We start from the raw sequence: 23,865 nt of genomic DNA, 5'->3' as shown, positions 1-23,865 counted from the left end.
TAAGCTGACAGATTTTAGGAGTGCGATATGGCGGAATATGAACTTCAGTGTTTTGCGCAAAGCGGCAATGCCTACAAGGTTGCGCTGATGCTGGAGCTTTCCCAGGCATCATGGACCCCGACTTGGGTTGATTTTTTCAATGGTGCGACCCGCGATCCTGAGTTCCGCAGTGAGCAGAACGAGATGGGGGAGATTCCCGTGCTGATCCACGGGGAAACACGGCTGACCCAGTCTGCCGTGATATTGGAATACCTTTCCCAGCAGCTTGGCACATTTGGCTGGGAGAGCGAGGAAGAACGCCGGGAAATCCTGCGCTGGCTTTTCTGGGACAACCACAAGCTGACCAGCTATGTGGCGACCCTGCGCTATATGCGAGCCATGGTGAAGACCGGTGAAACCGATGTGACCCGCTTTTTTGAAGGCCGGACCATCGCCACGTTGAAGGTGCTGGACCAGCGCCTTGCGAACAGTGACTTCCTTGTTGGAAATCGCCCGACAATCGCAGACCTTTCGGTGTGCGGATACTTGTTTTGGCCAGAAGAGATTGGTGTGGACTTCGGCCCTTATTCAAATGTGAATGCATGGCTTGAGCGGATTAAGGCCCTGCCCCATTGGGTAGCCCCTTATGACCTGATGCCCGGCCACCCCTTGCCTACACCAGCCTGACCAATTTTTGCGGAGGACAATATGGCAGACGCCCTTATATTCGATCATGTGCGCACCCCACGCGGGCGCGGCAAGAAAGACGGCTCCTTGCATGAAGTTTCGACAGCGCGCCTTGCAGCGAACGCTCTTGAAGCCATCAGAGACCGTAATGAGCTTGATACCAAGCTTGTAGACGATGTTGTGCTTGGCTGTGTTGACCCAGTGGGTGACGCAGGCTCTGACATTGCACGCGCTGCTGTCTTCGCAGCAGATTATGACCGCTCAGTCCCTGGTATGCAGATCAACCGCTTTTGTGCGTCTGGTCTGGATGCGGTGAATATGGGTGCCTCGCAGATCATGGCCGGTCAAAACCAACTGGTTATTTCCGGTGGTGTTGAAGCGATGAGCCGTGTTGGTCTTGGCGCTTCTGGTGGTCCTTGGCCTGCAGACCCGCAGGTGGCTATTCCTGCTTACTTCATGCCTCAGGGTGTTTCGGCTGACCTGATCTCCACCAAATACGGTTTCTCCCGTGATGACGTGGATGCATATTCTGTAGAAAGCCAGCGCCGTGCGAAACAGGCATGGGATGAAGGCCGCTTCAAGAACTCAGTTGTTCCTGTGCGCGACATCAATGGCCTGACCATTTTGGACCGTGATGAGCACATGCGCCCTGAAACAAACATGCAGTCCCTTGCAGGTTTGAACCCATCCTTTGAGATGATGGGCAGTATGGGTGGCTTTAACGCTGTTGGTATTCAGGCACATCCTGAGATCGAAAAGATCAACCACATGCACCATGCTGGTAACTCCTCCGGTATCGTGGATGGTGCTGCGGCTGTGTTGATGGGTACGAAAGAAGCTGGCGAGGCTTATGGCCTGAAAGCACGCGCACGCATCAAAGCGTTTGCAAACATCGGTTCTGATCCGGCTTTGATGCTGACAGGCCCGGTTGATGTGACCGAGAAGCTTTTGAAAAACGCTGGCATGGAAATTGGCGACATCGACCTGTTTGAGCTGAACGAAGCCTTTGCTGCTGTTGTTCTGCGCTACATGCAGGCGTTTGAGATTGACCACGCCAACATGAACGTAAACGGTGGTGCAATTGCAATGGGTCACCCACTTGGTGCAACCGGCGCAATGATCCTTGGTACAGTTCTTGATGAGCTGGAGCGCCAGGACAAAAACACTGCTCTTGTTACGCTGTGTATTGGTGCTGGCATGGGCACAGCAACCATCATTGAGCGCGTTTAAGGGGAGAGACGAACATGACTTACACACACTTTACCCTTGAAACCGATGCGGACGGCTTTGCAGTTCTGAAATGGGACTCGCCTGAAAAGCCGATGAACGTGTTTGACGAGTCCGTCATTAACGAGCTGGACAAAATCATCGACGACATCACCGCTGATGACGCCATCAAAGGTGTTGTGGTTGCGTCTGGCAAGAAAGCGTTTTCCGCTGGTGCTGACCTTTCCATGATCGGCAAGGCTCTTGCCGGCTTTAAAAAGCGTCAGAGCGTTGACCCGGAAGGCGCTGCGAAAGAACTGTTTGAAGGCACTCGCAAGCTTTCTCTCGTGTTCCGTAAAATGGAAACCTCCGGCAAGCCATATGTGGCTGCGATCAACGGCGTTTCCATGGGTGGTGGCACTGAGCTGGCTCTGGCCTGTCACAAGCGTATCGGCGCTGAGGAAAGCCTGAAGATGGCTCTTCCTGAAGTGAAGGTTGGCCTGTTCCCAGGTGCTGGTGGCACTCAGCGTGTTATGCGCCTGGTTGGCGACCTTCAGGGCGGTCTGCAGTTCTTGCTGATGGGTCAGAACCTTGATGCGAAAAAGGCCATGCGCCTGAAGCTGATTGACGCTGTTGCACCTGAAGCAGAGCTGGTTTCTGCTGCCAAGAAGATGCTGAGCGAAGGTGTTGACCCAGTTGCGCCTTGGGACAAGAAGGGCTTCAAAATCCCGACCGGTAAGGTTTACTCCCCATCCGGTATGCAGTTCTGGCCTGCTGCGAACGCGATTTACCGTCAGAACACCTATGACAACTATCCGGGCGCACGCTACATGCTGCACTCTGTTGTTGAAGGCCTGATGGTACCAATGGACACTGGCCTGACCATTGAGAGCCGCTACTTTGCCCATGTTCTGCAGAGCAAGGAAGCTGCCGCTATGGTTCGCTCCCTGTTTGGTTCCATGCAGGAGCTGAACAAAGGGGCTCGCCGCCCTGCTGGTGTGCCTGAGACAAGCCTGAAGAAGGTTGGTGTGCTTGGTGCTGGCATGATGGGTGCAGGTATTGCTTATGTGACAGCGAAAGCTGGCCTTGAGGTTGTTCTGATCGACCAGTCTCAGGAAGCTGCTGACAAAGGCAAAGCTTACTCTGAGGGCCTTTTGGACAAAGCCATCAAGCGCAGCAAGTCTACTCTTGAGAAAAAAGAGAAGCTGCTGAGCCTGATCACTGCGACGACTGACTACAACGCCCTGAGCGATGTGGATCTGGTAATCGAAGCTGTGTTCGAAGACCGTGAAGTGAAGCGCGTTGTGACCGAGAAAGCAGAAGCAGCAATGCCAGCTTCCGCAGTTTATGCGTCTAACACGTCTACTCTTCCGATCACCTCACTGGCAGAAGCGTCATCGCGTCCAGCTGACTTCATCGGCATTCACTTCTTCTCCCCAGTGGACAAGATGATGCTTGTTGAGATCATTTTGGGTGAGAAGACCGAGGACAAGGCAACTGCTGTTGCTCTGGACTATGTGAAGGCCATCAAGAAGACCCCAATTGTTGTGAATGACAGCCGAGGTTTTTACACCTCCCGCGTGGTTGGCACTTACGTTCGTGAAGGCATCATGATGCTTTCCGATGGTGTTCCGGCAGCGATGATCGAGAACGCTGGCAAAATGGCAGGCATGCCTGTTGGTCCGCTGTCTCTGGGTGATGAAGTTGCTCTGGACCTTGCCTGGAAGATTAAAGAAGCGACCAAGAAAGACCTTGGCGATGCGTATCCTAACAGTGGTTTTGACACCATTTTGGATGCAATGGTTGTTAAGAATGAGCGTTTTGGCCGTAAGAACACCAAGGGCTTTTACGACTACAAAGGCAAGGACAAGGCTCTGTGGCCTGGCATTACTGACATCACAGGCCCTTCCAAGTCTGCCGATGAGTTTGACGTTGAAGAACTGAAGGACCGTCTGCTCGGCATTCAGGCTCTTGAAACCGCACGCGTGTTTGAAGAGAACTGCCTGACAGACGTTCGTGAAGCAGATGTCGGCTCCATCCTCGGCTTCGGCTTTGCACCATTCTCCGGTGGCACGCTGTCCTACATCGACGGCATTGGCACCAAAGAGTTCGTAGAGCGCTGTGACAAGCTGGCAGCCAAATGGGGCGACCGCTTCGCACCAAACAAACAGCTGCGCGCAATGGCCGACGCTGGCGAAACCTACTACGGTAAGTTCTCCCCTGCAGAAGCTGTGGCAGAAGCTGCTGAGTAAGACAGGCCAGGCTGAGCTTTATTGCTCAGCCCTCTGGTTTGAGATTGAAGCGCCGGTGGGAGAAATCTCGCCGGCGTTTTTCTCTAGCAGGTTGCTAAAATCAATTTTATCAGCTTCTTCTTTGATATGTATAGTTCCGAAGACTGCAAGCCCAGAAATCACCCCGACGCACCAAAAATGTAAGACCCTTTTGATGACGTGTAGATTTTCTCTACCGCTTTTCTTTTTTGACAACTGCGTCCATTGCGCAAGGCTGCAGACAACACTGTAGAAGAAGTAAAAGGCAGAAACAGCGAGAAGAAATAAATAAAGAGAATAGGGCATGTGGCTATCGCCTTTCGAAAGCAGGGCTGCTCTCAGAGCGTCTGCTAGGCCTCGTCGTGTTTCATCATATCCCCCTATGATGATTTTGTCTCTGCCTCTTGATTACACGTCGACCTTGCAATGTGTTGAAGGACACTCGCGAAGCCTGTCAAATCCTATACCAGAGGTTGATGATAATAATGTAGCAAAGATCTCGCGATGCCTATCAATACCCAGAGCCTCACTAATGTTCAGTCCACACATCCGTTGCAATCAGCAGCTGGTGCACAAAACGTGCAAAGCGCTAATAAAGCTGTCGAGGTTGGGCAGTCCTGGAAAGGAAGCCTCAACTGGCAATCAGGGGCGACGCCGCTTGAAGACAACTCCCACTTTCGCGACCACCTGACCAATCAAGCTGCTTTGCTACAGCCCACTGCGCACAGCTGCATGAACTGCAAGGAAGCTGTTCTGCTGATGGGGCTTAAGGCCTATGCGGATACACCAGAGAGCAACCGGGTCATTCGCGAGCTGGAAGACAACCTCAACTACGACATTGGCTACAATGAAATTCTGGATGAGGTTGTCGGGTATGACAACAGCGAGCCAGCAACCTCCTTTGAAGCGGGTGATGTGGTGTTCTTTTTTGCGGACACGCATGTGGCGCTGGGAGCGGAAGACGGCAAGGTGCTGAGCCTGTGGTTTGGACCGGGCGATAGCAGCAATCTCCAGGAGGCTGGCCCGGAAGAGCTTTTTCAGCTGACAAAAGAAAATCCAGAAACCTACTATCAGGCAGCTAAAGGCTGGTTCAATGTGGAATCCGGCGATTATGAAATTGAACTCCAGTTTCTGGAGGTTAAATCTCAGCTACAGGATGCGTTGGAAGAAAACGGAACACTCTCGGACACTCAGCGCTATGAGTTCAGAGATAAAATTGACGGACTGCTCCGGCAAGCGGGTGCTGATCCCAACAATGCCTGGGAGTTCATTACCGTCGCCAAGAAGCCCTTAGAAGTCCTTGGGGCGTAAAGACCAGTTTCACGCCTCACTTGCTTCGAGAGAGCACTTTGGCGCATACTCATAGTAGTTGTTGGAGCCTTCTGAATGGGGCATGCCAAAGCCGTAGCCCTGGTAGAAATCGTTAGCGCGGCTGATGCGGAGGGCGTCAAGGCGGATGGGTTTGTTTTGCTCATCCGCTTGTGTCTTGATCTGTTGCAGGATCTTCGAGCCGATGCCTAGGCCTTGCGCTTCAGGTAGCAGGTAGCAGGTAGAACATATCCAGATACAGGTGATCAGGGTGGTTCAGGACTACATAGAAGCCGATGGTTTTGCCGTTCCTCAGGATTTTCCGGGTCTTCTCAGGGACATACTCGCTTAGGAAGATCTCGCGGGCTTTGTCGTGCTGAAACAACCCATTGGCTTCCGCGCTTTCCTTCATGGCCGTATAGCGAATGTGCTGAAGTTCTTCGAAGTCTCCCTGAGAAGTCGTTTCGAGCTGGAAGGCCGGTTCCGGCGTGAACTCGTAAATGTTCTCATAGCCTTCCGAATGGATCACTGAGAAACCATGGGTCTGATAGAATTCGCTGGAGCGACTGATCCGAAGCGCATCAAGCCGGATTGGTTTGCCTGCTTTGACGGCAATATCTTTCAGTTGACGGAGTATTCGGGAGCCAATCCCCTTTCCTTGCGCAGAAGGATGCAGGAACAGCATGTCCAGATAGAAATGGTCTGGATAGGAATGGAATGCATAGAACCCGCAGAGTTTTTTATCTTGCAAAATCTGTGAGGTTACCCGCGGCTTGAAATCATCAAAAAAATGGCTGCGAGCAAGATGGTAATCAGTCAAACCATTGGCAGCCCACTCATCCTTCATGGCCTCATGTCGTAGATCCGCCAACTGTTCAGCATCGGCCTGTTCAGCTGGTTTCAAGAGGAACGAAGGCCTCGCTTGCACAATATTGTTGGGCGTGAACTCGTAGTAGTTGTTGAACTCCACATTATGCGTGAAGTTGAAGCCTTGTGCCTGATAGAACTTATTGGAGTTGCTGACACGAAGCGCACCCAAGCGGATTGGTTTGCCCACCTGAGCTGCGTGCTGTTTGATGTTTGCAACAATCTGTGCACCTATGCCCTGTCCTTGTGCCTTCGGGTGCAGGTAGATCATGTCGAGATGGATGTAGTCCTGATATTCATGCACAGCTGTGAAGCCGAGCAATTCTCCGTCTAGCACAATCTTTAGTGTGGCTTCCGGTTTGTAGTCTTCAAAGAAATGTCTGCGGGCAAGGGCGCACTCCATCAGACTGTTGGCTGCCCATTCGTCCTTCATTGCCTCATGTCGCAGGTTTGCAAGCTGTTCGATATCTTCCGGTTCGGCACGTTTCAGAATGAAAACTGGCGTACTTGGCTCGATGTTTTCCAGCGGGAGTTCGTAGTAGTTGTCAAAATCTTCGCTGTGGGTATGCTGGAAACCGTGACGTTGGTAAAAGGCGTTGGCTTTGCTTTGTTTCAACGCACCAAGGCGGATGGGCTTTCCGTTTGAAACCGCGTGTGCCTTGATCCGGGCGATTACTGCAGCTCCGATGCCAGTGCCTTGAGCGCTTGGGTGGACATAGAGATGGTCCAGCCAGATGTGGTCTGGCCGGTCCCGCAGAACATAAAACCCAAGTATCTGCTGTCCGCTCACGAGCTTGAAAGTGTCTTCGCAGGCAAAGCTTTTCAGGAAACGCTCACGCGCTCTTTCAGGGTCGAAACGACCCAGCGCTTCAAGGCTTTCGCGCATGGCCTGAACACGAATGTTTGCGAGGAGATCTGCGTCGTGTGGTTCCGCAGCGTAGACAATAAACGACACACCAATAACTTTCAGCACTAACCTGAGCGTACAATTTGGATTTGCATCTATGCAATATCCCTCAGGCTTCCTATATAGAAATCAATGTTAAGCAGTATGCACTAAACTTAGAACAGTCAAACTGCTTTAGCCTTTGATTTCAGCGCGTATCCTTATTCCAAAACCGGCTTTGGCTTTTGCGGTGCGCTTTAAAATTTGCGGAGATTTTGATGTCAAACGATAAGTTCAACCGTTTTCTGGGAGACTCGCCGGGGCGCGTTCTCATTCGGCTGATTTTTCTATCTTTGATTGTTGGGATTGTTTTGGCTGCGCTGGACTTTTCACCGCTGAGCCTGATCTATTCCGTGCAGGACTTCTTTGTCAGAATCTGGAATATGGGCTTTTCAGCGATTGAACGCTTTGGCTCCTACTTCTTCCTTGGAGCCATCGTCGTCGTGCCGTTGTGGTTCATTACTCGCCTTATGAACTGGCGCGGACGTTAACCGCGCCTGCTCCGGCAGGGAAACCATTACTGCATACAGATGTTGTGTATGTTGGTTGACAAGTTGTCGAAGATCTCCGGATCTTCGCTTGTGTTGCCAATCAAAACGGCGACTTCCAGTGCTGCAAGCACGAAATCGGATTTCACCAGCGCTTCTTCAGAGGACCAGCTGCCACTGTATTCCAACAAGTCTGCCAGCCAGACACGGTTGCGGCGAGCGAAAGTCGCTGCAAGTTCCTGAAGTTCATCCGGCAGTTCTTCGTCCTTATCGCCCAGCACCGCTGAGAGGAACAGTTCACCACCATCTGCCATACCTGCCTGGAAGGCGGCGATGTATGTATCCAGCGCTCTGCGGAAGTGAAGGGTTTGCGTGGAAGGGTCACCCAGGATCTGCAGGAAGCGGTCGATGTACCTTTGCAGCACGGCATGCTCTACCCCCTTATTGGAAGAGAACATTTTCGAGATATCCTGCTCGCTTGTTCCAGTACTGCTGGCAAGCTGATCGACATCCAAGCCCAACAGCCCGCTTTCCCGGATCATGTAATCCGCAGTATCCAGTACAACGCTTCTATTGGTGACCACAACACCCATACGTGTCTCCTAGCCTTCCGAGGCATTTTATTTGCACTTTACGGAGGGGATACTGCGCATTTTTCATAAAATGGCAAGACACATTTACTTATTCAGTTCTTATAGGTGGAATATTACATTTTACTAAAATTTTATATAAATAGGACTTGTTTTTTTAATCATAAGTACTTCGCTGCCACTCGGTACAGATTTGAATGCCGGTTAACCAATAGTCGAAGATTATACGAATAACCACCTCCCAGCACACCTGCAAGTGGAAGCCCCTCATTTCTTACCAGTTTTAAGACCAGTTCCTCTCGCTTTCTCAGCCCCTCATCGGAGAGTGCAAGACGCCCTAAACGATCATCATGATGAGGATCAACACCTGCATTGAAGAACACCAGGTCAGCTTTGAAACTGGTGAGAACCTGTTTGAGCGTGTCCTCTAGGATCTCAAGATATTCGTCATCTTCCATGCCATCGGTCAGCGGTACATCCAGTGTGGAAGCTTTTTTGCGGACGGGGTAGTTCTTTTCTGAATGGAGGGAGAGAGTGAAGACGCTGGTGTCATGGGCGAAGATATCGGCAGTCCCGTCTCCCTGATGAACATCCAGGTCAATAATGAGCACGCGGCGTACCATGCGCATGGCCTGTATCGCCCTCACCGCGACGGCGACATCGTTGAACACGCAAAACCCTGCTCCTTGTGCAATACGGGCATGGTGCGACCCACCGGCGGTGTTGCAGGCGACGCCATGTTCCAGAGCCAGCATTGCCGTGAGCAAAGACCCACCTGTTGCGCATTGCGCTCGAAAGGAAACGCTTTGGGTCATGGGAAAGCCGATTTCACGCGCGATGGCGTGAGGAACATTACAGCTGAGGACCTGATCTACATAGTCTTTTGCGTGCACCCGCAGCAGGTCTTGTCTGGAGATTGGTTCCGGCTCGTGGAAATCATAGAGTGCACCGTCTGGATCAGTTTGCTTCAACCACTGAGCTACTTCCGCATATTTGCGCATTGGAAACCGATGGTTTTCCGGAATGTCTGCCGTGTAAGCAGGATGGTGCACAATTGGGAGCTTCACAGGGGCAGTACCTTCTTAGAATTCGCTTTTACTTTCTCGTTTCCTTATCCGAAAACCGGTTCCCACGTTTCGGAGATACATTCTTATCTATAGCAGTTCTGCGCAATATGGTATGGACAAACGCAGAACAAACAAATATGCAAATGATACTTTGATTATCCAATCCATTTTGAGCTGCTTGCTGGTGCTGCACTCGTGCGTTTGAAGGTTTCCCGCGTGTCTACAAGTTTCAAGGTGACGAACCGCTCTTTCCTTGCGCTCGCCGTGCCTATGACACTGGCGTATATCTCCACTCCTTTATTGGGGCTGGTTGATACCGCGGTGATTGGACAGTTGCATGATGCTGCCCTTTTGGGTGGTCTGGCTGTTGGTACGATCCTTTTTGATGTGATTGGCGCTTTCTTCTATTTCTTGCGAGCCGGAACGACAGGCCTTGCCGCACAGGCTCTTGGTGCCAACAATGGCAATGAACTACGTGCAGTGCTCGCCCGTGCCCTTCTGCTTGGGATCATTGGCGGCATTGTCGTCATCTTTTTACAGTGGCCGCTTCTAAGGTTTGGCTTACCTATTATTGGCGGGACAGATGCGGTGCAGGAAGCCGCGGCAACATACTTTGCGATCCGTGCGTTTTCAGCACCGTTCGTACTTGCCAACTATTCCATTCTTGGCTGGTATCTGGGCCTCAGCAAAGCTGGTATTGGGCTGCTCATTCAAACCTTCCTGAATGTCATCAATATGGTGCTTTCTGTTGTGTTTGTGCTCGGGTTTGACTGGGGTATTCCCGGTGTCGCTGTGGCAACCTTTATTGCAGAGATGCTTACATTTGGCCTCGGTCTTTTTCTAATCAAGCGCGAACTCCGCGGCGCACGCCTGCCTTCGTTTTCTCAGATCATCATTTGGGAGAAACTGAAGCCGATGCTGGCACTGAACCGGGACATCATGATCCGCTCCATGGTGATGCTGTTTGCTTTCGGCTTCTTTACCTCTCGCAGTGCTGCTCAGGGAGAAGTAGTGCTTGCCGCCAATGCTGTGCTTGAGAAGTTCATTCTGATTGCGGCATTCTTTCTTGATGGTACGGCATCAGCTGCAGAACAGGTAATAGGGCAAGCAATCGGGGCCAAACAGCGGACTGCCTTCCGCAAAGCACTGCGGCTCTCCATCGGTTGGGGCTTTGGGCTTTCCTTTGGTGCGGCGGTTGTGTTGTGGGTGGCTGGCGGACCGGTTATTGACCTGCTGACAACGCATACAGAGGTGCGAGAAACAGCGCGTACCTATATGATCTGGGCTGTACTGACGCCAATCATTGGCACACTGGCCTTCCAGATGGATGGTGTATTTATTGGCGCAACATGGTCTCAGGATATGAGAAACTCTGTTGTGGTCTCCACCATCCTGTTTCTTGCCAGCTATTACTTGTTCTATCCGCTCTACGGAAACCACGGCCTGTGGTTCTCATTGCTGGTGTTCTTCGGGGCGCGTGGTTTGACCCTTAGCTATCTCTGTGTGGTTCGCGAACGCCAGTATTTTGGAGCTCTCCAAAAGGCATAATTTCAGGACTTCCTCAGCTGAAAGCAGCTTGTCTTGCCCGATATGCATACCCGGGCAAGACGCAAGTCACATGCTAAGCAATGTCGATGGTGACTTTGCCCATGTGCTGTGCCTGATCCATGTAGGCATAGGCTTCGTCGATCTGGGACATGGAGAAAGATTTGTATATGAGCGGTTTGATCTGGTGCTTGGAGACAAACGCACACAGGTTCTCAAAATAAGCGCGGGAGCCGACCAGAACACCTGACAGCGACGAGTTATTCAGGACAAGCTGGCTGATATTCTCAGGGGCGTGTGCCCAACCAGTCAGAACACCCACTTGTGTAATCAGGCCATGTGCGGCAACGGCACGTATGGATCGCTCTAGTGTTTCCTTCCCGCCAAGGTCCAGAACCACATCAGCGCCGTGCCCATCTGTCAGTTCTCTCAGTTCGACGTCCCAATCTGGTGTTGTTTTATAGTTGATGGTGATGTCTGCTCCCATCTCCTTTGCTTTCTCCAGCTTTTCATCTGAGGAGCTGATGAGAACAACGCGGGCTCCAAACGCTTTGGCGAGTTGCAGAGCGAAGATGGCAACACCACCCGTGCCTTGTATCAGGACGGTGTCTTCTGGTCGCAAAGCCCGGTGTTGCTCAAAAAGGGCATGCCATGCTGTGACGCCAGCACAAGGGAGTGTCGCTGCTTCCTGAAAGCTCATATGATCTGGCACACCCACAAGAGTATCCTGATGAAACTGCGCTTGCTCTCTTAAAACGCCCGGCTGATCAGCTGAGCTGATTGCGGAAGATAATGCACTTGGATGGAATGAGCCTTCAAGCCAGTCCTGAAAGAAGGTTGGCATGACACGGTCGCCAACAGACCATTTTGTGACTTGCTCACCTACAGCAATGACTTCCCCTGCCCCGTCGGACAAAGGCACAAGATCCGCTGGCATTTCACCGTACTGGCCTTTTCGGATCATCTGATCTCGTGCATTCAGGCTTGCGGACTGCAGAGCAATCTTTACTTCGAATGGTCCAAGCGATTCTGCAGGGAACTTATGGGAGCTGAATGTATTTCCGTTTAAAACAATACCCTGATGATGATTTTGCGCGTGATTAGGAACGGTCATTGAATGATCTCTTAATGAAATATATGAGGCAGGCCTTGGCAGCCTTGAAGGTTTTGTTGAGTTGATGCGCCTGATCACACAACGCAGGCAACGTGCTGCTTGATGTGATCAGGCGTGGCACTTGCTTTTAGCTGGCGAGTTTGCTTGCAATTGTTGCGACGTGGCGCCCCTGGTCACGGGCCAGTTTCAACTCATCCTCACTTGGCTGGCGAGAGCCATCCGGGCCTGCAATGGTGCTGGCGCCATATGGGGAACCGCCGCGCACTTCGGTGATATTGAAGAGTTCCGGACTTGAGTACGGCAGGCCAACAATCATCATGCCGTGGTGCGCCAGTGTCGACCAGAAGCTGGTGATGGTTGTCTCGTTACCACCACCTGTTCCAGTGGATGTAAACACCGAGCCGACTTTACCAATCAGCTTGCCACCAGCCCACAACCCTCCGGTTTGATCCAGAAAGTTACGCATCTGCGATGCCATGTTGCCGAAGCGTGTTGGGGTACCAAAGATGATGGCGTCATAATCTGCCAGCTCACCCGGCTGCGCAATCGGCGCCTGTTGATCCAGCTTGAAGTGACCGTTTACAGCAACTTCTTCCGGCACAAGTTCCGGCACGCGCTTTACAACCACAGTCGTTCCGGCGACGTCTTCTGCCCCCTCACGGATGGCCTCTGCCATGGTTTCGATGTGGCCGTAGCTTGAATAATATAAAACGAGAACTTTGGTCATGGGTCTTCCTTCATGTTGCTCTTACAGTGAAGGTAAAGCACCGACATAAATGAACAATATTACATTAAATAGAATGTCTGTTCATTATATATTGACAGTTGTAGAGATTTTCGTGCCACTCAGCGGACGGCGGATATCTTTGACTGGTGTTCTCACAAAGAAAAAGGCCAGACTTCCTGCGAAGCCCGGCCTCATTTATCGATAGGTGTGAGCCTCAGTTCTCCAGCGATTTATCGGCCCAGATGTCATTGTCGATGCCGACAAGTTCCTGCAAGTTGGCAACACCGCGAGCGGCGACCAGACGGGACAGATGGTGGTTGATCTTCTTCACCAGCGTTTGTCCCTCATAAACCATGCCAGAATAAAGCTGAATCTGGTTTGCGCCTGCAAAGATCTTTGCTGCGGCTTTTTCTGGTGTATCTACACCACCGACGCCAAAAAGCGGCAGATCCGGACCGACTGCGCGTCGGGTTTTCGCCAATGCAATGGTGGCTCGTTCAAACAGCGGTGCGCCTGACAACCCGCCTGCTTCTTTGGCCTGCAGCTGATCCTTCAGCGTGGCTGGACGGGCAATGGTGGTGTTGGAGACAATCATGCCATCAACCTTGCTGGTCAGGACGACTTCTGCGATTTCCTTGAGCGCCTCGTCTGTCACGTCTGGGGCGATTTTGAGCATGACAGGCACCTTACGGCCCAGACGGTCTTCCTGCTCGTTACGCGCTTCCATGATGGCTGTGAGCAAATGGCCCAGCGCATCCTTTTCCTGCAAGTCTCGCAAGCCCGGTGTGTTGGGAGAGGAAATGTTGGCCGTCAGATAGTCCGCCAGTTCTGCAAAGCGCTTTACGCCCAGAACATAGTCCGCAACACGATCCTCTGAGAGCTTGTTGGCACCAACGTTGATGCCAAGCACTCCTGGTGTGCGGCCTGCTTTGCGGATGCGCTCGTAGACGACATCGTGGCCGTCATTGTTGAAGCCATAGCGATTGATTACGGCGCGGTCAGCACTCAGGCGGAAATTCCTAGGCTTTGGATTACCTTCCTGCGGCAGAGGAGTGACCGTTCCCACTTCAACATGGCCAAAGCCAAGTTTCATCAGCGGCGTGATTACTTCGGCATTTTTGTCAAAGCCTGCTGCCATGCCCACTGGGTTCTTAAAAGTCAAATCACCCCACCTATATTCAAGAGCCTTGTCCTCGATCTGGCCGAATGTGGGTGCGAGACCTGAGGCAAGCATCTTGATGGTTGCGTTGTGGGAGGTCTCCGGGTCCAGACAATGCAGTGCCCGGATACCGACTTTGTTTATGAGGTTTTCAATCGACATTTACAGCTCCTGAAACTCGTGATTGCCATTTGCATCCAATGGTAAAGGTTTGACCCATATAGCTTTGGAGGCGGGAAACTTGCCATACAGATGTGGAAAGAGCGTTCCACCCCGGGAGGCTTCCCACTTCATTTGCTCTTCAGGGAAATCTTCGCTTTCGACGGCAATCAGCAGCAAGTCAGTTTGTCCCGCAAAGTACAGCGCTGCTGTTTCTTTCACGGTTTCGGCGCTGGAAAAGTGGATATAACCATCGGCCAGATCGATCGGTGCACCCGCAAAGAAACCGGCTGCTTCAGCTTCTTGCCAAAGCGCCTTGGGGGCGATCTTGAATATGAGGGACATGGGACTTGCCTTTCAGGAGAGACGTCTACTCAACTGAAGTCATGCTCTTACATCCACAAATCAGTGGCTGGCAACCCCTCTCTTTCGTCTAGAGCTTGCAATAGGATTTTATTCACCACATACAAGATTTCTTTGAGATGCAGGCGCAGTTAGTTTTTCTGATCATATCTGCGTTCGTTTCAGGTAACGCCCTTGCTATCGCTGGAGGATATATGCTGGATCACGAACACCTTTGGGCCGCACTTGATAAGCTGGCTGAGCAGCATCAATTGACGCCTTCAGGATTGGCACGCAGAGCTGGGCTTGATCCGACCTCTTTCAATCCTTCCAAGCGGTTCGCTGCAGATGGTCGTCCGCGCTGGCCTTCCACCGAGTCACTTGCCAAGGTGCTGGAAGTCACTCAGATGCCTTTCCGGGACTTTGCCGCTTTGCTGCAAGATAAAGCAGAGATCTCAAGTACACATTTCAGGTCTTTTCCAGCATATCTGTGCACGAGTGATGAGTTACGGGAGGTAGATCTGGAGCAGCTGACCGATTTTCAGTTGGATAAATTCTGCGATAGCTTCATTTTTCCCAGTTCTCAGAATGAGAAATTCTTCGCGCTTGAAGTTTCGAGTAATAGTTTTGAACCATACTACCGGGAAGGACAAATTCTAATCGTCTCTCCCGAGACTTCATTGCGGCGTCATGATCATGTTTTGATAGCAACTAAATCCGGAGATTTTCATTGCGGTGCTTTGCAACGGCAAACAAACGAGCGCATTGAATTTCGGCGGGATACCCCTGACGATAACCCAAGGGTGGTTCAGGTTGCAGATCTGGTTTGGACAGCAAGAGTTTCATGGGTGAGCCAATAAGCAAGCAGGGCGCTTATGCGGATTACCAAGACCACAAGTATTCTTTTTGGAGCTTTGCTTCTTGGCGCCGGGTTTTATGCGCTGACAGAGTACAATGCAGCAACAACCCTACGTGGGAATGCGCGCACATTGTACCGCCCTTCTTCGTTTCCTGTTGAGCATAAGCCGACAGCAGAAGAGAAGCAGCGGAAGCTGGCTGCGCTTGAAGCTGCGCGTGTTGCAGCTGAGGCGAAAATTCCCAAGACACCGCCCAAGCATCCTCAAACACTTCGCAATGTTGGCGGCAGTCGCACGCCCCCTCCTCCCGTAACGACGCAACTCCAACGCGTTGCACACGTGAAAGTACCTCGTAAATCCAAACAGCCTCCTCCGAAAGAACTCGTGCTGTATCGCCCTGTTGCCGTTGACGGTGCAACTCTAAGTGATAAAAAGAAGAGAATATCCCTTCATCACATTCAGCCTGTACCGCTCAGCACAACATGCCCCAGTGAAGATGGTGAAAGATGGCCGTGCGGTATCAGAGCACGGACGGCTTTGCGTGCTTTTATCCGCCAAAAGCGTGTCACCTGCTCAGACATAAAATCAGTGCAAACAGATGAATATGCTGCTTCCTGCAGTGTGGGCAAACATGATCTTGCCACTTGGTTGATTGAAAATGGTTGGGCCAAGGCTGAACGGAATGCAACAGATTCACTAAAAGAGATCGCGGCACGGGCTCGGCGGTCTGAGCAGGGTATCTGGCGTTCCAAGCTGGTTCAGCTGAGCGAGGATGAAACCGCAACGCTGGTAAACTCCTGGGAGGAGCTGGATGATGACAGCACCTCAACCACACCGCTGGTGATGGAAGGAGAGCCTGCAATAATCTGGCGTCCACGCAACAGCGCGACTGCGGAGACGTCTGCCACCGAATAACTTATTTTTTACAGGGCCTTGGAGAATAAAAATATAATGTCAGGGTTTTGGAATACACTTAAACGAGAGGCCTGCTTTCTTGCAGGTGCTGCAACCACAGCCTTCTTCTTTCTGGCTGGGGCGGATCTGTTACTGCCGACCTCCGGTCTCCTTGTGCAGATGTTCTGCTTTATCTGGCTTTTCGGTGTCATGCTGTGGTGCGCCTTTGGTGTGGTGCGCCATGCAGATTGTCTGGCAGTCATTCTTGGCGAGCCCTACGGAACGCTGATCCTGACACTCTCAGTGATCGGCATTGAGGTCTCGCTGATCGTTTCCATTATGCTGACAGGTGGGACAAACGAGCCTCTGGCCCGGGATACGATGCTAGCGGTGCTCAACATCGTGCTGAATGGCATGGTGGGCATCAGTCTGCTTCTGGGAGGGCTAAAGTACGGGGAGCAGCCTTTCAACACACAGGGCGCCCGTTCTTTCCTTTCAGTCCTCATTCCGCTCGCTACTTTTTCTCTGATCCTTCCCCGCTATACGACCTCAACGGCTGACCCTTCCCTTTCGACGGGACAGCAGATCTCGTTTGCGGTGATGATCAGCCTGCTTTATGCGATCTTCCTTGCCACCCAGAGCATCCGGCATAAGTCTTTCTTCATTCAGCCCAAACCACACTCCGGTGTGGCACTGTCCTTCCTGATGGCGAAGGATGAGGTGGAAGACGACAAGCATGCTCATGATGAGGATGATCATCACGATCTGGAGATCTATTCAACCGGCTATCACGCCACGTTCCTGATCCTGACCATGCTGCCGATTGTGCTGCTTTCCAAGAAATTCGCTGTGCTGGTGGATTTTGGCATAGCAAGCTTTCATATGCCCGCTGCATTTGGCGGTGTTCTTGTTGCGCTTCTGGTTCTGACACCTGAAGGTTTGGGCAGTTTCCGTGCAGCGTTGTCGAACAGGTTACAACGCTCCGTCAACATCTGTCTTGGATCAGCTCTGGCGACCATCGGTTTGACAGTTCCGGCTGTTCTGATCGCAGCCGGGATCTTTGACATTCATATTGTGCTGGGTGTGAAGGATACGGACATGATCCTGCTCCTCCTGACACTCATTTTGAGTATGATCACCTTTACCGGCAGCCGAACGAACGCCCTACAGGGCGCCGTCCATCTGGTCTTGTTTATCTTCTACTTCATCCTGATCTTCCAGCCCTAGCAGGTTGCCCTGCATCAACTCGTTGACCACATGATCCACCCAGTGCTGATTACCAATCGGCTCTGCGTGGATTCCGTCCTCACAAAAGCCTTCTGGCGTTATTCCCGGTGTTACAGAGATAGCAATGGCACCGCGCTCATGGCACAGCTGTGTGCCGACACGATTGATCATCTGCCGGCGAGGTTCCAGAACGGCGCCTAGTCCCCACGAGAGCGCAGGCACATTCATTGGTGACATGAGGTTAGACCAGTAAATCCGTGCATGAGGGTATTTGGTACGCAATGCATAAATCAACTCACCAAACCCTTTCTTCCATGCTTTGCCAGTACGGAAGTTCTTCAGGTCGTTAAAACCGATGCTGATGTAAATGTGCGTATAATCGGCATGCGGTAGATTGGGGACGACTACATCGCGGATTTGGCTGGAGGTTGCAGAATTACTACCAGCAGCCCGCCATTTAACAGGCCGTCCGGATACCTCTGCGATTTTGTGGGCCATCTTGCAGGTCAAGCCATTTGTCGTGTGGTCCAGCCCTACTCCGGCAACGGAGGAATCGCCAATAACAAGCAGATTGATCGACTGGCCCTGACCGGGAACGGTACCAAATTGCGGTCCTGGTGCGGGTGACAGCCTTAGTGAGTTGGCCCGAGCACGTAAGCCTTCGAAAATGTAGACGGGTAAAAGTGCCCAAGTTAGCCAGCTGGGAAAAGACATAAAAAAAGCCCCCTCGTTTGAGGGGGCTAATTCATCACGCTGCAAGTTCTCCTGCAAGTGCTTTTGCAATCAAACTACGAGTTTCCGGAATACCGTAGAGGGCGATAAAAGAACCAAAGCGTGGACCTTTCTCCTGCCCCAGAAGTACTTGATAAATCGCAGAGAAAAAGGTTTGCGCGACACCAGGACGACCATCAGGACCCGGCTTTGCAGTGTTCTGGTAACGCTCAATATTACGACCAATGTCGTAAATTGCGTTTTGGATATCGCCGCCGTCAGTCTCTGCTGGCAGGCCAGCGAGCACTTCATCCAGTTTGGTGAGCATTTCTGTCTCAACTTCATCTGCTGCTTTGAACTGCTTCGTTGGTTTCACAAAGTCGTCGTAGTAGCGGATGGCGTAGCCAACCAACTCATCCAGCATCTTATGCGTTGCAGCAGAAGAGCCCGGTGCGTAGCGGGAGATAAACGCCCACAGCACGTTCTTGTTCTCTGCGTTAGATGCAGACACCAGGTTGAGCAGCATTGCGAAGGAGATCGGCATCTCTTCTTTTGGCGGTGTGCCGTAGTGGATGTGCCAGACCGGGTTCATCAGCTTCTGCGTTGCATCCATGTTGTCGAACTTGGACAGGAAGGTGCAGTACTCATCAACCGCTTTCGGGATAACGTCAAAATACAGCTTCTTCGCAGTTTTTGGCTTCTGGAAGTTGAACAGGGACAGGCTTTCCTGATTGGCGTACTGGAGCCACTCTTCCATGGTCAGGCCGTTGCCTTTGGACTTGGAGATTTTCTGGCCTTTGTCATCCAGGAAGAGCTCGTAGTTGAAGCCTTCCGGAGCAGGACCGCCCAGAGCTTTACAAATCTTGCCAGACAGGTTCACGCTGTCGATCAGATCCTTACCAGCCATTTCATAGTCGATGCCCAGCGCGTACCAACGCAGCGCCCAGTCAGCTTTCCACTGACATTTGACGTTGCCGCCTGTCACCAGAACTTCAACACGCTCTTCAGTCTCAGGGTCAATGTAAGTCACAGTGCCTTTTTCGACATTGCGATCCACCATTGGCACCTGCAGCACAATACCTGTGCGCGGGCAGAGCGGAAGAAATGGAGAGTATGTGGCCTGACGCTCTTCACCCAATGTTGGAAGAATGATCGCCATGATCTTGTCGTAGACTTCCAGCATGCGCAGGAGCGCTTTATCGAACACACCAGACTTGTAGTAATCGGTAGAGGAGACAAAATCGTACTCGAATCCGAACTTATCCAAAAACGCCATGAGCTTTGCGTTGTTGGCCGCTGCAAAGCTTGGGTATTCGTTGGAGAATGGATCCGGCACGCTGGTCAGTGGCTTGCCAAGAAATGACGCCATCATCTCCTGATTAGGCACGTTGGTTGGCACTTTGCGGAAGCCGTCCATATCATCTGAAAAGCAGATCAGCTTGGTCGGGATCTTGTCTTCTGTCAGCACACGAAATGCGGTGCGCACCATGGTGGTGCGTGCAACTTCGCCAAAGGTGCCCATGTGAGGCAGACCAGATGGACCATAGCCGGTCTCGAACAAGACCGGCCCGGTCTTGGGTTTCTTCTCCAACCGTTTGACCAGTTTGCGTGCTTCTTCAAACGGCCAGGCTTTAGATACCTGTGCCGCCTCGATAAGTTCTGGGCTGAGATCGAGTTGAGGCAAACTGTTCATAGACATGGATTTTGAGATCCGTATTTGGAGATTAAATTGTAACTGAGTTTCGCTTTCTCCAGCAGGATTTAATGCCGGAAAGCTGCGCGAACTTATGTAAAACTAGCGCCCGCGTCAATGACAGTTCTCGGGTTTTCGGCTCTACCCCCTTGTATGAGGCCGGAAGCCCCCTTACCTTTGCAGTCATTAACCGCCGCCATACAATTTGGCAGAGCGAAAAACTAAAGCAAACCAAGAGGCAAAGCTTTTCGCTTTGGGGAGATATGGGTACAATAGAAAGATTACTAAGCGTAGAAGAAGCTCTCATTCATGTGATGGTGATGGTTTCCGCCGCAGATAGCGCGATGAGCGACGCAGAGCTGCGCCAGCTTGGCGATATTGTAGGCATTCTCCCTGTCTTCAAAGATTTTGACGACAATAACCTGATCAAGATTACCCAGCAGTGCGCTGAGCGTCTTTCCGGCGAAAACGGCATGAACGCAACACTGGCGCTTGTGGCAGAGTCATTGCCAACCAAATTGCATGACACTGCTTATGCTCTTGGTGTGGAGATTGCTGCGGCAGATTTGCGGGTAAGCCCTGAAGAAGTGCGTATGTTGCAGTTGCTGCGTGACCACCTGAAGCTGGACAAGCTGACGATCGCAGCGATTGAGCGCGGCGCTCAGGCCCGCTTCCGCACGCAATAACTTAGTTCAATCTGATTGGCGGGCAGCACGACTGCCCGCCAATCCTGCTCTTTGCACTGCAAAATATTGTTTGCAGCTGTTAATGCACGGTCTTGACCATATCCGGCAGATCCAGCGAGAAAGCTGGAATTTTCACCGCAAAGGACTCCCCCTTTTCAGTTTGCATACGGTAGTTGCCCGTCATGATGCCTGAAGGGGTATTGAGTGGACAGCCTGAGGTGTACTGAAACGACCCACCGGGTTCGATGACTGGCTCTTCACCAACCACACCTGCCCCGTTGACTTCCTGCGTGTTGCCGTTGGCGTCGATGATATGCCAGTGGCGAGACCGCAGTTGGATAGTATCAGAACTCAGGTTCTCAATTGAGACCGTATAGGCCCAGAAGAACTGCTCATCTTCGGGAGTGGACTCCTCAGCAAGATAATACGGTTCGACAGTGATCTGTATATTTCGGGTAACGGCACGATACATAGCACAACCCATTTCTAAGGAAAATTCCACTGCAAATACAACAGCAGTACGCATCCTATTTTTAATAAGTCTAGCCTTTTCACCCCGATCTTCGCAAGAGCAGCGATCTCACACCGAAGGATCTGGGTGGTTCAAAACCATATGTCGAACCATAAAAACGCGAGAAATGGCCGAAAGTGTGCAGATCGCAGCAAAAGTCCATGCAACCCATGAGAAGTAAGTGGGGAACAAGCAAAATGCGACGAAGACACCAATGGTTTCAAAGCCTTCAGCGAGCCCTCCCAGATAATAGAAGGACTTCTTGCCTCGTAATGAGGTTTGCATGCCCAACTTCTGTGCCAGAGTTGCGAATGCAAGGAAAGTGGAACCGTTAATGTAAAAGCTGAAAAGTAGGGCTGCCGCAGCAAGAGCGTTCTGCTCCGGCGCGACAAATGCAAAGGCCAGTGGAATTGCACCATAAAAGATGAAGTCGAATGTGATGTCGTAAAACCCACCGAGATGTGTTGATCCCGCCGCTCTGGCGATGGCACCATCCAACCCGTCTGCAAAGCGATTGAGCAGGATAAACAGCAGAGCTGTGTTAAATTGCCCAGCGGCTACCGCCGCCCCCGCAGCTAGGCCAAACCCAAGCCCGACCAAGGTCACTGCATTTGCAGTAATCCCCAGATCTGCCAGCGCTTTTCCCATTCTATTGAGAGGTGGGTCTATATAGCCGCGGAGCTTTGCATCAAACATATCGTATCCTATCAGATATGCTTTTCGTCTTAGGGCTTTTTTTCCAAGGTGCCTATAACAGTCCGCTCGCAATCCACACGCGCGGTGATCAAGATTACTTCATCAGAACTTGATCACGATCTTCAGCATAAGTAGTTCTGCCGGTGGGTAACCTTACTCGCGGTTTTTCCGCAATTTTTCCAGCTCAACCATCAGATCAAGTTTCAGGTCCTTTAGTTCATTCAAGACAACCTTGGTCTCTTCATGCACGTTGATACGATCTTGCTCAATATCCTTATCGTGCTCCTGCTGCATTGCTGCAACGATTATACCGATAAACAAGTTCAGGACGGTGAAGGCCGTGCATAATATGAAGGGAATGAAGAACAGCCATGCATTGGGAAAGACATCCATAACCGGCCGAACGATCCCCATACTCCAGCTTTCCAGTGTCATGATCTGGAACAACGAGTAGGCAGATGCTCCAATTGAGCCGAACCATTCAGGAAATACCAAGCCGTACAAGCGAGTGGCCATTACGGAGAAGACATAAAAGACAAGAGCCATGAGCAGGACGATTGAGCCCATGCCCGGAAGTGCGAGGATCAACCCACCAATGACACTTCGCAGAGAAGGGACAACCGAAATAAGCCTCAAAATCCTCAGAATCCTGAGAGATCGCAGAATGGTTGCCGGACCCGTTGCCGGGATGACTGCAATCGTGATGATGAAGAAATCAAAGAGGTTCCATGGCCCCTTAAAGAAACCCGGACCAAACGCGATGATACGCAGTGTCAGTTCAACAACAAAAATTATAAGGATCAACTCATCAAGAAAGCGCAGTATGGGGCCATACTTGGCAATAAGCATCTGGCTTGTGTCCAAGCCAAGAACAACAGCGTTCAACGCGATTATACTTATGATTGTGAATTCCCATTGGCGGCTTTCAATGATGGATCGCAACTTCGCCCGCATTTCGGCACTTGACCTCACATTTCGAATTTGGGCCCACCCTAAGTAATTATCTGATGGTTTCAAGTTGAAAGGGGCCAGCAAAATAGTGACTGGTATAGATGAAGAAATAGCCAAGAACTTCAGGTAGTAAAATCAAAACAACACTACCAAATTTAACTTATAGTTTCCATAGGCTTGATCATTTCCACAAGAGCTAACAAAAAATTACATAAACTCTGTAGAAATCGTGGGTATCGCTCGACACCAGAGCAAAAACCTCCTGAATGTATGCTCTGAAGAATAAGAGGCTGAGTTTAACACCCGTCGAATGCACCCGGCTTGAACCCTGCAATTGCGGTTTCCCCCTCTCCTCATACCGCTTGGGTACAATGAATGATGTTGCTAGGGCACTCTCTGCAACTCAAAATGCTCTGTATTCCTATTGGCAGATACAACCTAAGCTATTCCAAGAAGGGGCAGAGACGCTTCCTGAAGGACAGCGCACCAAGTGCCGGTGTTGGTGTTGGTGCGCTGATGTGCTTCCGTGCTGCACAAATACCATCGCCCACGTCCTGAGAATGCTCTCTAGTGGACTGACCTAAAGAAAATGGAGAGCCTCTGTCTCACTATTTCTTTTCTGTCTCTCGAACGCGATTGGCGATTGATAGCCTAACGACGAGTGTCGCCTGATTGGATTGTAAAAGCCCTCAATGTAAAGGCCAAGTGCCTTTTCTGCCTTCTGACGAGTCTGAAAGGTAGTTCGCCACAACATTTCAGACTTAATGGTCTTGAGCGCGGTTTCCACCATGGAATTATCGAAGCAATTACCCTTGCCGCTCATCGAAGGGGTAATCTTGTGCCTCGATAAGAGCCGCTGATAAGCATCGGAGCAATACTGGCTGCCTCTGTCGGAATGATGAATGAGACCATTTAGAGAAGTCCGTGTAGCCAGAACTCGCTTTAATGCCGTTGTCACCAGATCGGTCTTCATGCGATTGCTGGTTGCCCAGCCTACGATACGCCTTGAAAACAGATCTACGACGATCGCCAGATACAGCCAGCCTTCTGAAGTCCAGAGTGGAGTAAGAAGCTCCAAAGAGCTTCTCCTCCCCGAACCGGACGTGCACCTTTCAGCGCATCCGGCTCTCCGTTCAAGTCTGGCTCATAGCCATTGCGACATCATGATAGCGTGAGGTAACCGTA

General features: G+C 51.3%; 25 protein-coding genes and 1 pseudogene. 11 read left to right on the top strand and 15 right to left on the bottom strand.

Features of this window, described 5'->3' with window-relative positions; translation table 11 throughout:
* Window positions 1-27: 27 nt before the first annotated feature.
* The 3 genes from PsAD37_RS07665 to PsAD37_RS07655 are packed head-to-tail and all read left to right on the top strand — an operon-like array spanning window position 28 to window position 4,124.
* The gene (locus PsAD37_RS07665) at window positions 28-666 is read left to right on the top strand and encodes a glutathione S-transferase family protein (protein ID WP_057464945.1); all 639 of its coding nucleotides are present in this window, start codon (window positions 28-30) and stop codon (window positions 664-666) included.
* Window positions 667-687: 21 nt separating this feature from the next.
* The gene (locus PsAD37_RS07660; RefSeq protein WP_063292170.1) at window positions 688-1,896 is read left to right on the top strand and encodes an acetyl-CoA C-acetyltransferase; all 1,209 of its coding nucleotides are present in this window, start codon (window positions 688-690) and stop codon (window positions 1,894-1,896) included.
* Between the two features lie 14 nt (window positions 1,897-1,910).
* On the top strand, window positions 1,911-4,124 hold the full coding sequence (locus PsAD37_RS07655) for a 3-hydroxyacyl-CoA dehydrogenase NAD-binding domain-containing protein (RefSeq protein ID WP_063295640.1): 2,214 nt from the start codon (window positions 1,911-1,913) through the stop codon (window positions 4,122-4,124).
* An 18-nt stretch (window positions 4,125-4,142) separates the two neighbouring features.
* Here PsAD37_RS07655 and PsAD37_RS07650 read toward each other — a convergent pair whose 3' ends face one another.
* On the bottom strand, window positions 4,143-4,448 hold the full coding sequence (locus tag PsAD37_RS07650) for a hypothetical protein (protein ID WP_063295639.1): 306 nt from the start codon (window positions 4,446-4,448) through the stop codon (window positions 4,143-4,145).
* Between the two features lie 198 nt (window positions 4,449-4,646).
* On the opposite strand from PsAD37_RS07650, the gene PsAD37_RS07645 reads away from it, so the two are divergent.
* A complete protein-coding gene (locus PsAD37_RS07645) occupies window positions 4,647-5,453 on the top strand; it encodes a hypothetical protein (RefSeq protein ID WP_063295638.1) in 807 nt (268 codons plus the stop codon).
* 9 nt (window positions 5,454-5,462) lie between these two features.
* On the opposite strand, the gene PsAD37_RS28675 is transcribed toward PsAD37_RS07645, so the two are convergent.
* Together PsAD37_RS28675 and PsAD37_RS07640 are read right to left on the bottom strand one after the other, a co-directional pair.
* Complete coding sequence (locus PsAD37_RS28675) at window positions 5,463-5,642, bottom strand: hypothetical protein (RefSeq protein ID WP_342633577.1); 180 nt, start codon at window positions 5,640-5,642, stop codon at window positions 5,463-5,465.
* A 31-nt stretch (window positions 5,643-5,673) separates the two neighbouring features.
* Window positions 5,674-7,272: a GNAT family N-acetyltransferase gene (locus tag PsAD37_RS07640; RefSeq protein WP_208991759.1), complete on the bottom strand. Its 1,599-nt coding sequence runs from the start codon at window positions 7,270-7,272 to the stop codon at window positions 5,674-5,676.
* 209 nt (window positions 7,273-7,481) lie between these two features.
* Here PsAD37_RS07640 and PsAD37_RS07635 point away from each other — a divergent pair, with 209 nt between their 5' ends.
* On the top strand, window positions 7,482-7,754 hold the full coding sequence (locus PsAD37_RS07635) for a DUF6460 domain-containing protein (protein WP_063295637.1): 273 nt from the start codon (window positions 7,482-7,484) through the stop codon (window positions 7,752-7,754).
* A 26-nt stretch (window positions 7,755-7,780) separates the two neighbouring features.
* On the opposite strand, the gene PsAD37_RS07630 is transcribed toward PsAD37_RS07635, so the two are convergent.
* Entirely contained in the window at window positions 7,781-8,344 is a 564-nt protein-coding gene (locus PsAD37_RS07630; protein ID WP_063295636.1) for a TetR/AcrR family transcriptional regulator, read from the bottom strand.
* Window positions 8,345-8,502: 158 nt separating this feature from the next.
* Window positions 8,503-9,342 carry a histone deacetylase gene (locus PsAD37_RS07625; protein WP_063295739.1) on the bottom strand — a complete coding sequence of 280 codons (840 nt, stop codon included), beginning with the start codon at window positions 9,340-9,342 and terminating at the stop codon, window positions 8,503-8,505.
* Between the two features lie 282 nt (window positions 9,343-9,624).
* On the opposite strand from PsAD37_RS07625, the gene PsAD37_RS07620 reads away from it, so the two are divergent.
* Complete coding sequence (locus tag PsAD37_RS07620; protein WP_063295635.1) at window positions 9,625-10,956, top strand: MATE family efflux transporter; 1,332 nt, start codon at window positions 9,625-9,627, stop codon at window positions 10,954-10,956.
* 73 nt (window positions 10,957-11,029) lie between these two features.
* On the opposite strand, the gene PsAD37_RS07615 is transcribed toward PsAD37_RS07620, so the two are convergent.
* The 4 genes from PsAD37_RS07615 to PsAD37_RS07600 form a co-directional block, all read right to left on the bottom strand.
* A complete protein-coding gene (locus tag PsAD37_RS07615; RefSeq protein WP_063295634.1) occupies window positions 11,030-12,067 on the bottom strand; it encodes an NAD(P)-dependent alcohol dehydrogenase in 1,038 nt (345 codons plus the stop codon).
* 127 nt (window positions 12,068-12,194) lie between these two features.
* Window positions 12,195-12,794: an NAD(P)H:quinone oxidoreductase gene (gene wrbA / locus PsAD37_RS07610; RefSeq protein ID WP_063295633.1), complete on the bottom strand. Its 600-nt coding sequence runs from the start codon at window positions 12,792-12,794 to the stop codon at window positions 12,195-12,197.
* A gap of 214 nt (window positions 12,795-13,008) precedes the next feature.
* Window positions 13,009-14,115, bottom strand: a complete 1,107-nt coding sequence (locus PsAD37_RS07605) for a quinone-dependent dihydroorotate dehydrogenase (RefSeq protein ID WP_063295632.1) — start codon at window positions 14,113-14,115, stop codon at window positions 13,009-13,011.
* Complete coding sequence (locus tag PsAD37_RS07600; RefSeq protein ID WP_063295631.1) at window positions 14,116-14,457, bottom strand: DUF952 domain-containing protein; 342 nt, start codon at window positions 14,455-14,457, stop codon at window positions 14,116-14,118.
* Window positions 14,458-14,669: 212 nt separating this feature from the next.
* On the opposite strand from PsAD37_RS07600, the gene PsAD37_RS07595 reads away from it, so the two are divergent.
* The 3 genes from PsAD37_RS07595 to PsAD37_RS07585 are packed head-to-tail and all read left to right on the top strand — an operon-like array spanning window position 14,670 to window position 17,432.
* Entirely contained in the window at window positions 14,670-15,314 is a 645-nt protein-coding gene (locus PsAD37_RS07595; RefSeq protein ID WP_063295738.1) for a helix-turn-helix transcriptional regulator, read from the top strand.
* A 15-nt stretch (window positions 15,315-15,329) separates the two neighbouring features.
* The gene (locus PsAD37_RS07590) at window positions 15,330-16,226 is read left to right on the top strand and encodes a thermonuclease family protein (protein ID WP_063295630.1); all 897 of its coding nucleotides are present in this window, start codon (window positions 15,330-15,332) and stop codon (window positions 16,224-16,226) included.
* 36 nt (window positions 16,227-16,262) lie between these two features.
* The gene (locus PsAD37_RS07585; RefSeq protein WP_063295629.1) at window positions 16,263-17,432 is read left to right on the top strand and encodes a calcium:proton antiporter; all 1,170 of its coding nucleotides are present in this window, start codon (window positions 16,263-16,265) and stop codon (window positions 17,430-17,432) included.
* Here the strand turns inward: PsAD37_RS07585 and PsAD37_RS07580 are convergent.
* The gene (locus PsAD37_RS07580) at window positions 17,370-18,146 is read right to left on the bottom strand and encodes an SGNH/GDSL hydrolase family protein (protein WP_063295628.1); all 777 of its coding nucleotides are present in this window, start codon (window positions 18,144-18,146) and stop codon (window positions 17,370-17,372) included. The two genes, PsAD37_RS07585 and PsAD37_RS07580, sit on opposite strands and share 63 nt — an antisense overlap.
* Window positions 18,147-18,180: 34 nt before the next feature.
* Window positions 18,181-19,842 (bottom strand): lysine--tRNA ligase, encoded by a 1,662-nt coding sequence (locus PsAD37_RS07575; protein WP_063295627.1) that lies wholly within the window; start codon window positions 19,840-19,842, stop codon window positions 18,181-18,183.
* Between the two features lie 257 nt (window positions 19,843-20,099).
* Here PsAD37_RS07575 and PsAD37_RS07570 point away from each other — a divergent pair, with 257 nt between their 5' ends.
* Entirely contained in the window at window positions 20,100-20,522 is a 423-nt protein-coding gene (locus tag PsAD37_RS07570) for a tellurite resistance TerB family protein (protein WP_200962360.1), read from the top strand.
* A 79-nt stretch (window positions 20,523-20,601) separates the two neighbouring features.
* Here PsAD37_RS07570 and apaG read toward each other — a convergent pair whose 3' ends face one another.
* The 3 genes from apaG to PsAD37_RS07555 all read right to left on the bottom strand — a co-directional run bounded on the left by apaG (window position 20,602) and on the right by PsAD37_RS07555 (window position 22,683).
* On the bottom strand, window positions 20,602-20,994 hold the full coding sequence (gene apaG / locus PsAD37_RS07565; RefSeq protein ID WP_057465027.1) for a Co2+/Mg2+ efflux protein ApaG: 393 nt from the start codon (window positions 20,992-20,994) through the stop codon (window positions 20,602-20,604).
* Window positions 20,995-21,102: 108 nt separating this feature from the next.
* Entirely contained in the window at window positions 21,103-21,729 is a 627-nt protein-coding gene (locus PsAD37_RS07560) for a CDP-alcohol phosphatidyltransferase family protein (protein ID WP_057464930.1), read from the bottom strand.
* Between the two features lie 153 nt (window positions 21,730-21,882).
* On the bottom strand, window positions 21,883-22,683 hold the full coding sequence (locus tag PsAD37_RS07555) for an ion transporter (RefSeq protein ID WP_063295626.1): 801 nt from the start codon (window positions 22,681-22,683) through the stop codon (window positions 21,883-21,885).
* 405 nt (window positions 22,684-23,088) lie between these two features.
* Between PsAD37_RS07555 and PsAD37_RS28320 the strand changes: the two genes are divergently transcribed.
* Window positions 23,089-23,238, top strand: a complete 150-nt coding sequence (locus PsAD37_RS28320; RefSeq protein WP_193778231.1) for a hypothetical protein — start codon at window positions 23,089-23,091, stop codon at window positions 23,236-23,238.
* Between the two features lie 22 nt (window positions 23,239-23,260).
* On the opposite strand, the pseudogene PsAD37_RS07550 reads toward PsAD37_RS28320, so the two are convergent.
* A pseudogene (locus PsAD37_RS07550) lies at window positions 23,261-23,740 on the bottom strand (IS3 family transposase); the annotation flags it as partial.
* Between the last annotated feature and the right edge of the window lie 125 nt (window positions 23,741-23,865).

Origin of the sequence: Pseudovibrio sp. Ad37 (assembly GCF_001623075.1) — a bacterium.
GTDB lineage: Bacteria > Pseudomonadota > Alphaproteobacteria > Rhizobiales > Stappiaceae > Pseudovibrio.
The sequence above is the reverse complement of the archived record's forward strand: the minus strand, read 5'-3'. Positions and strand labels throughout refer to the sequence as shown.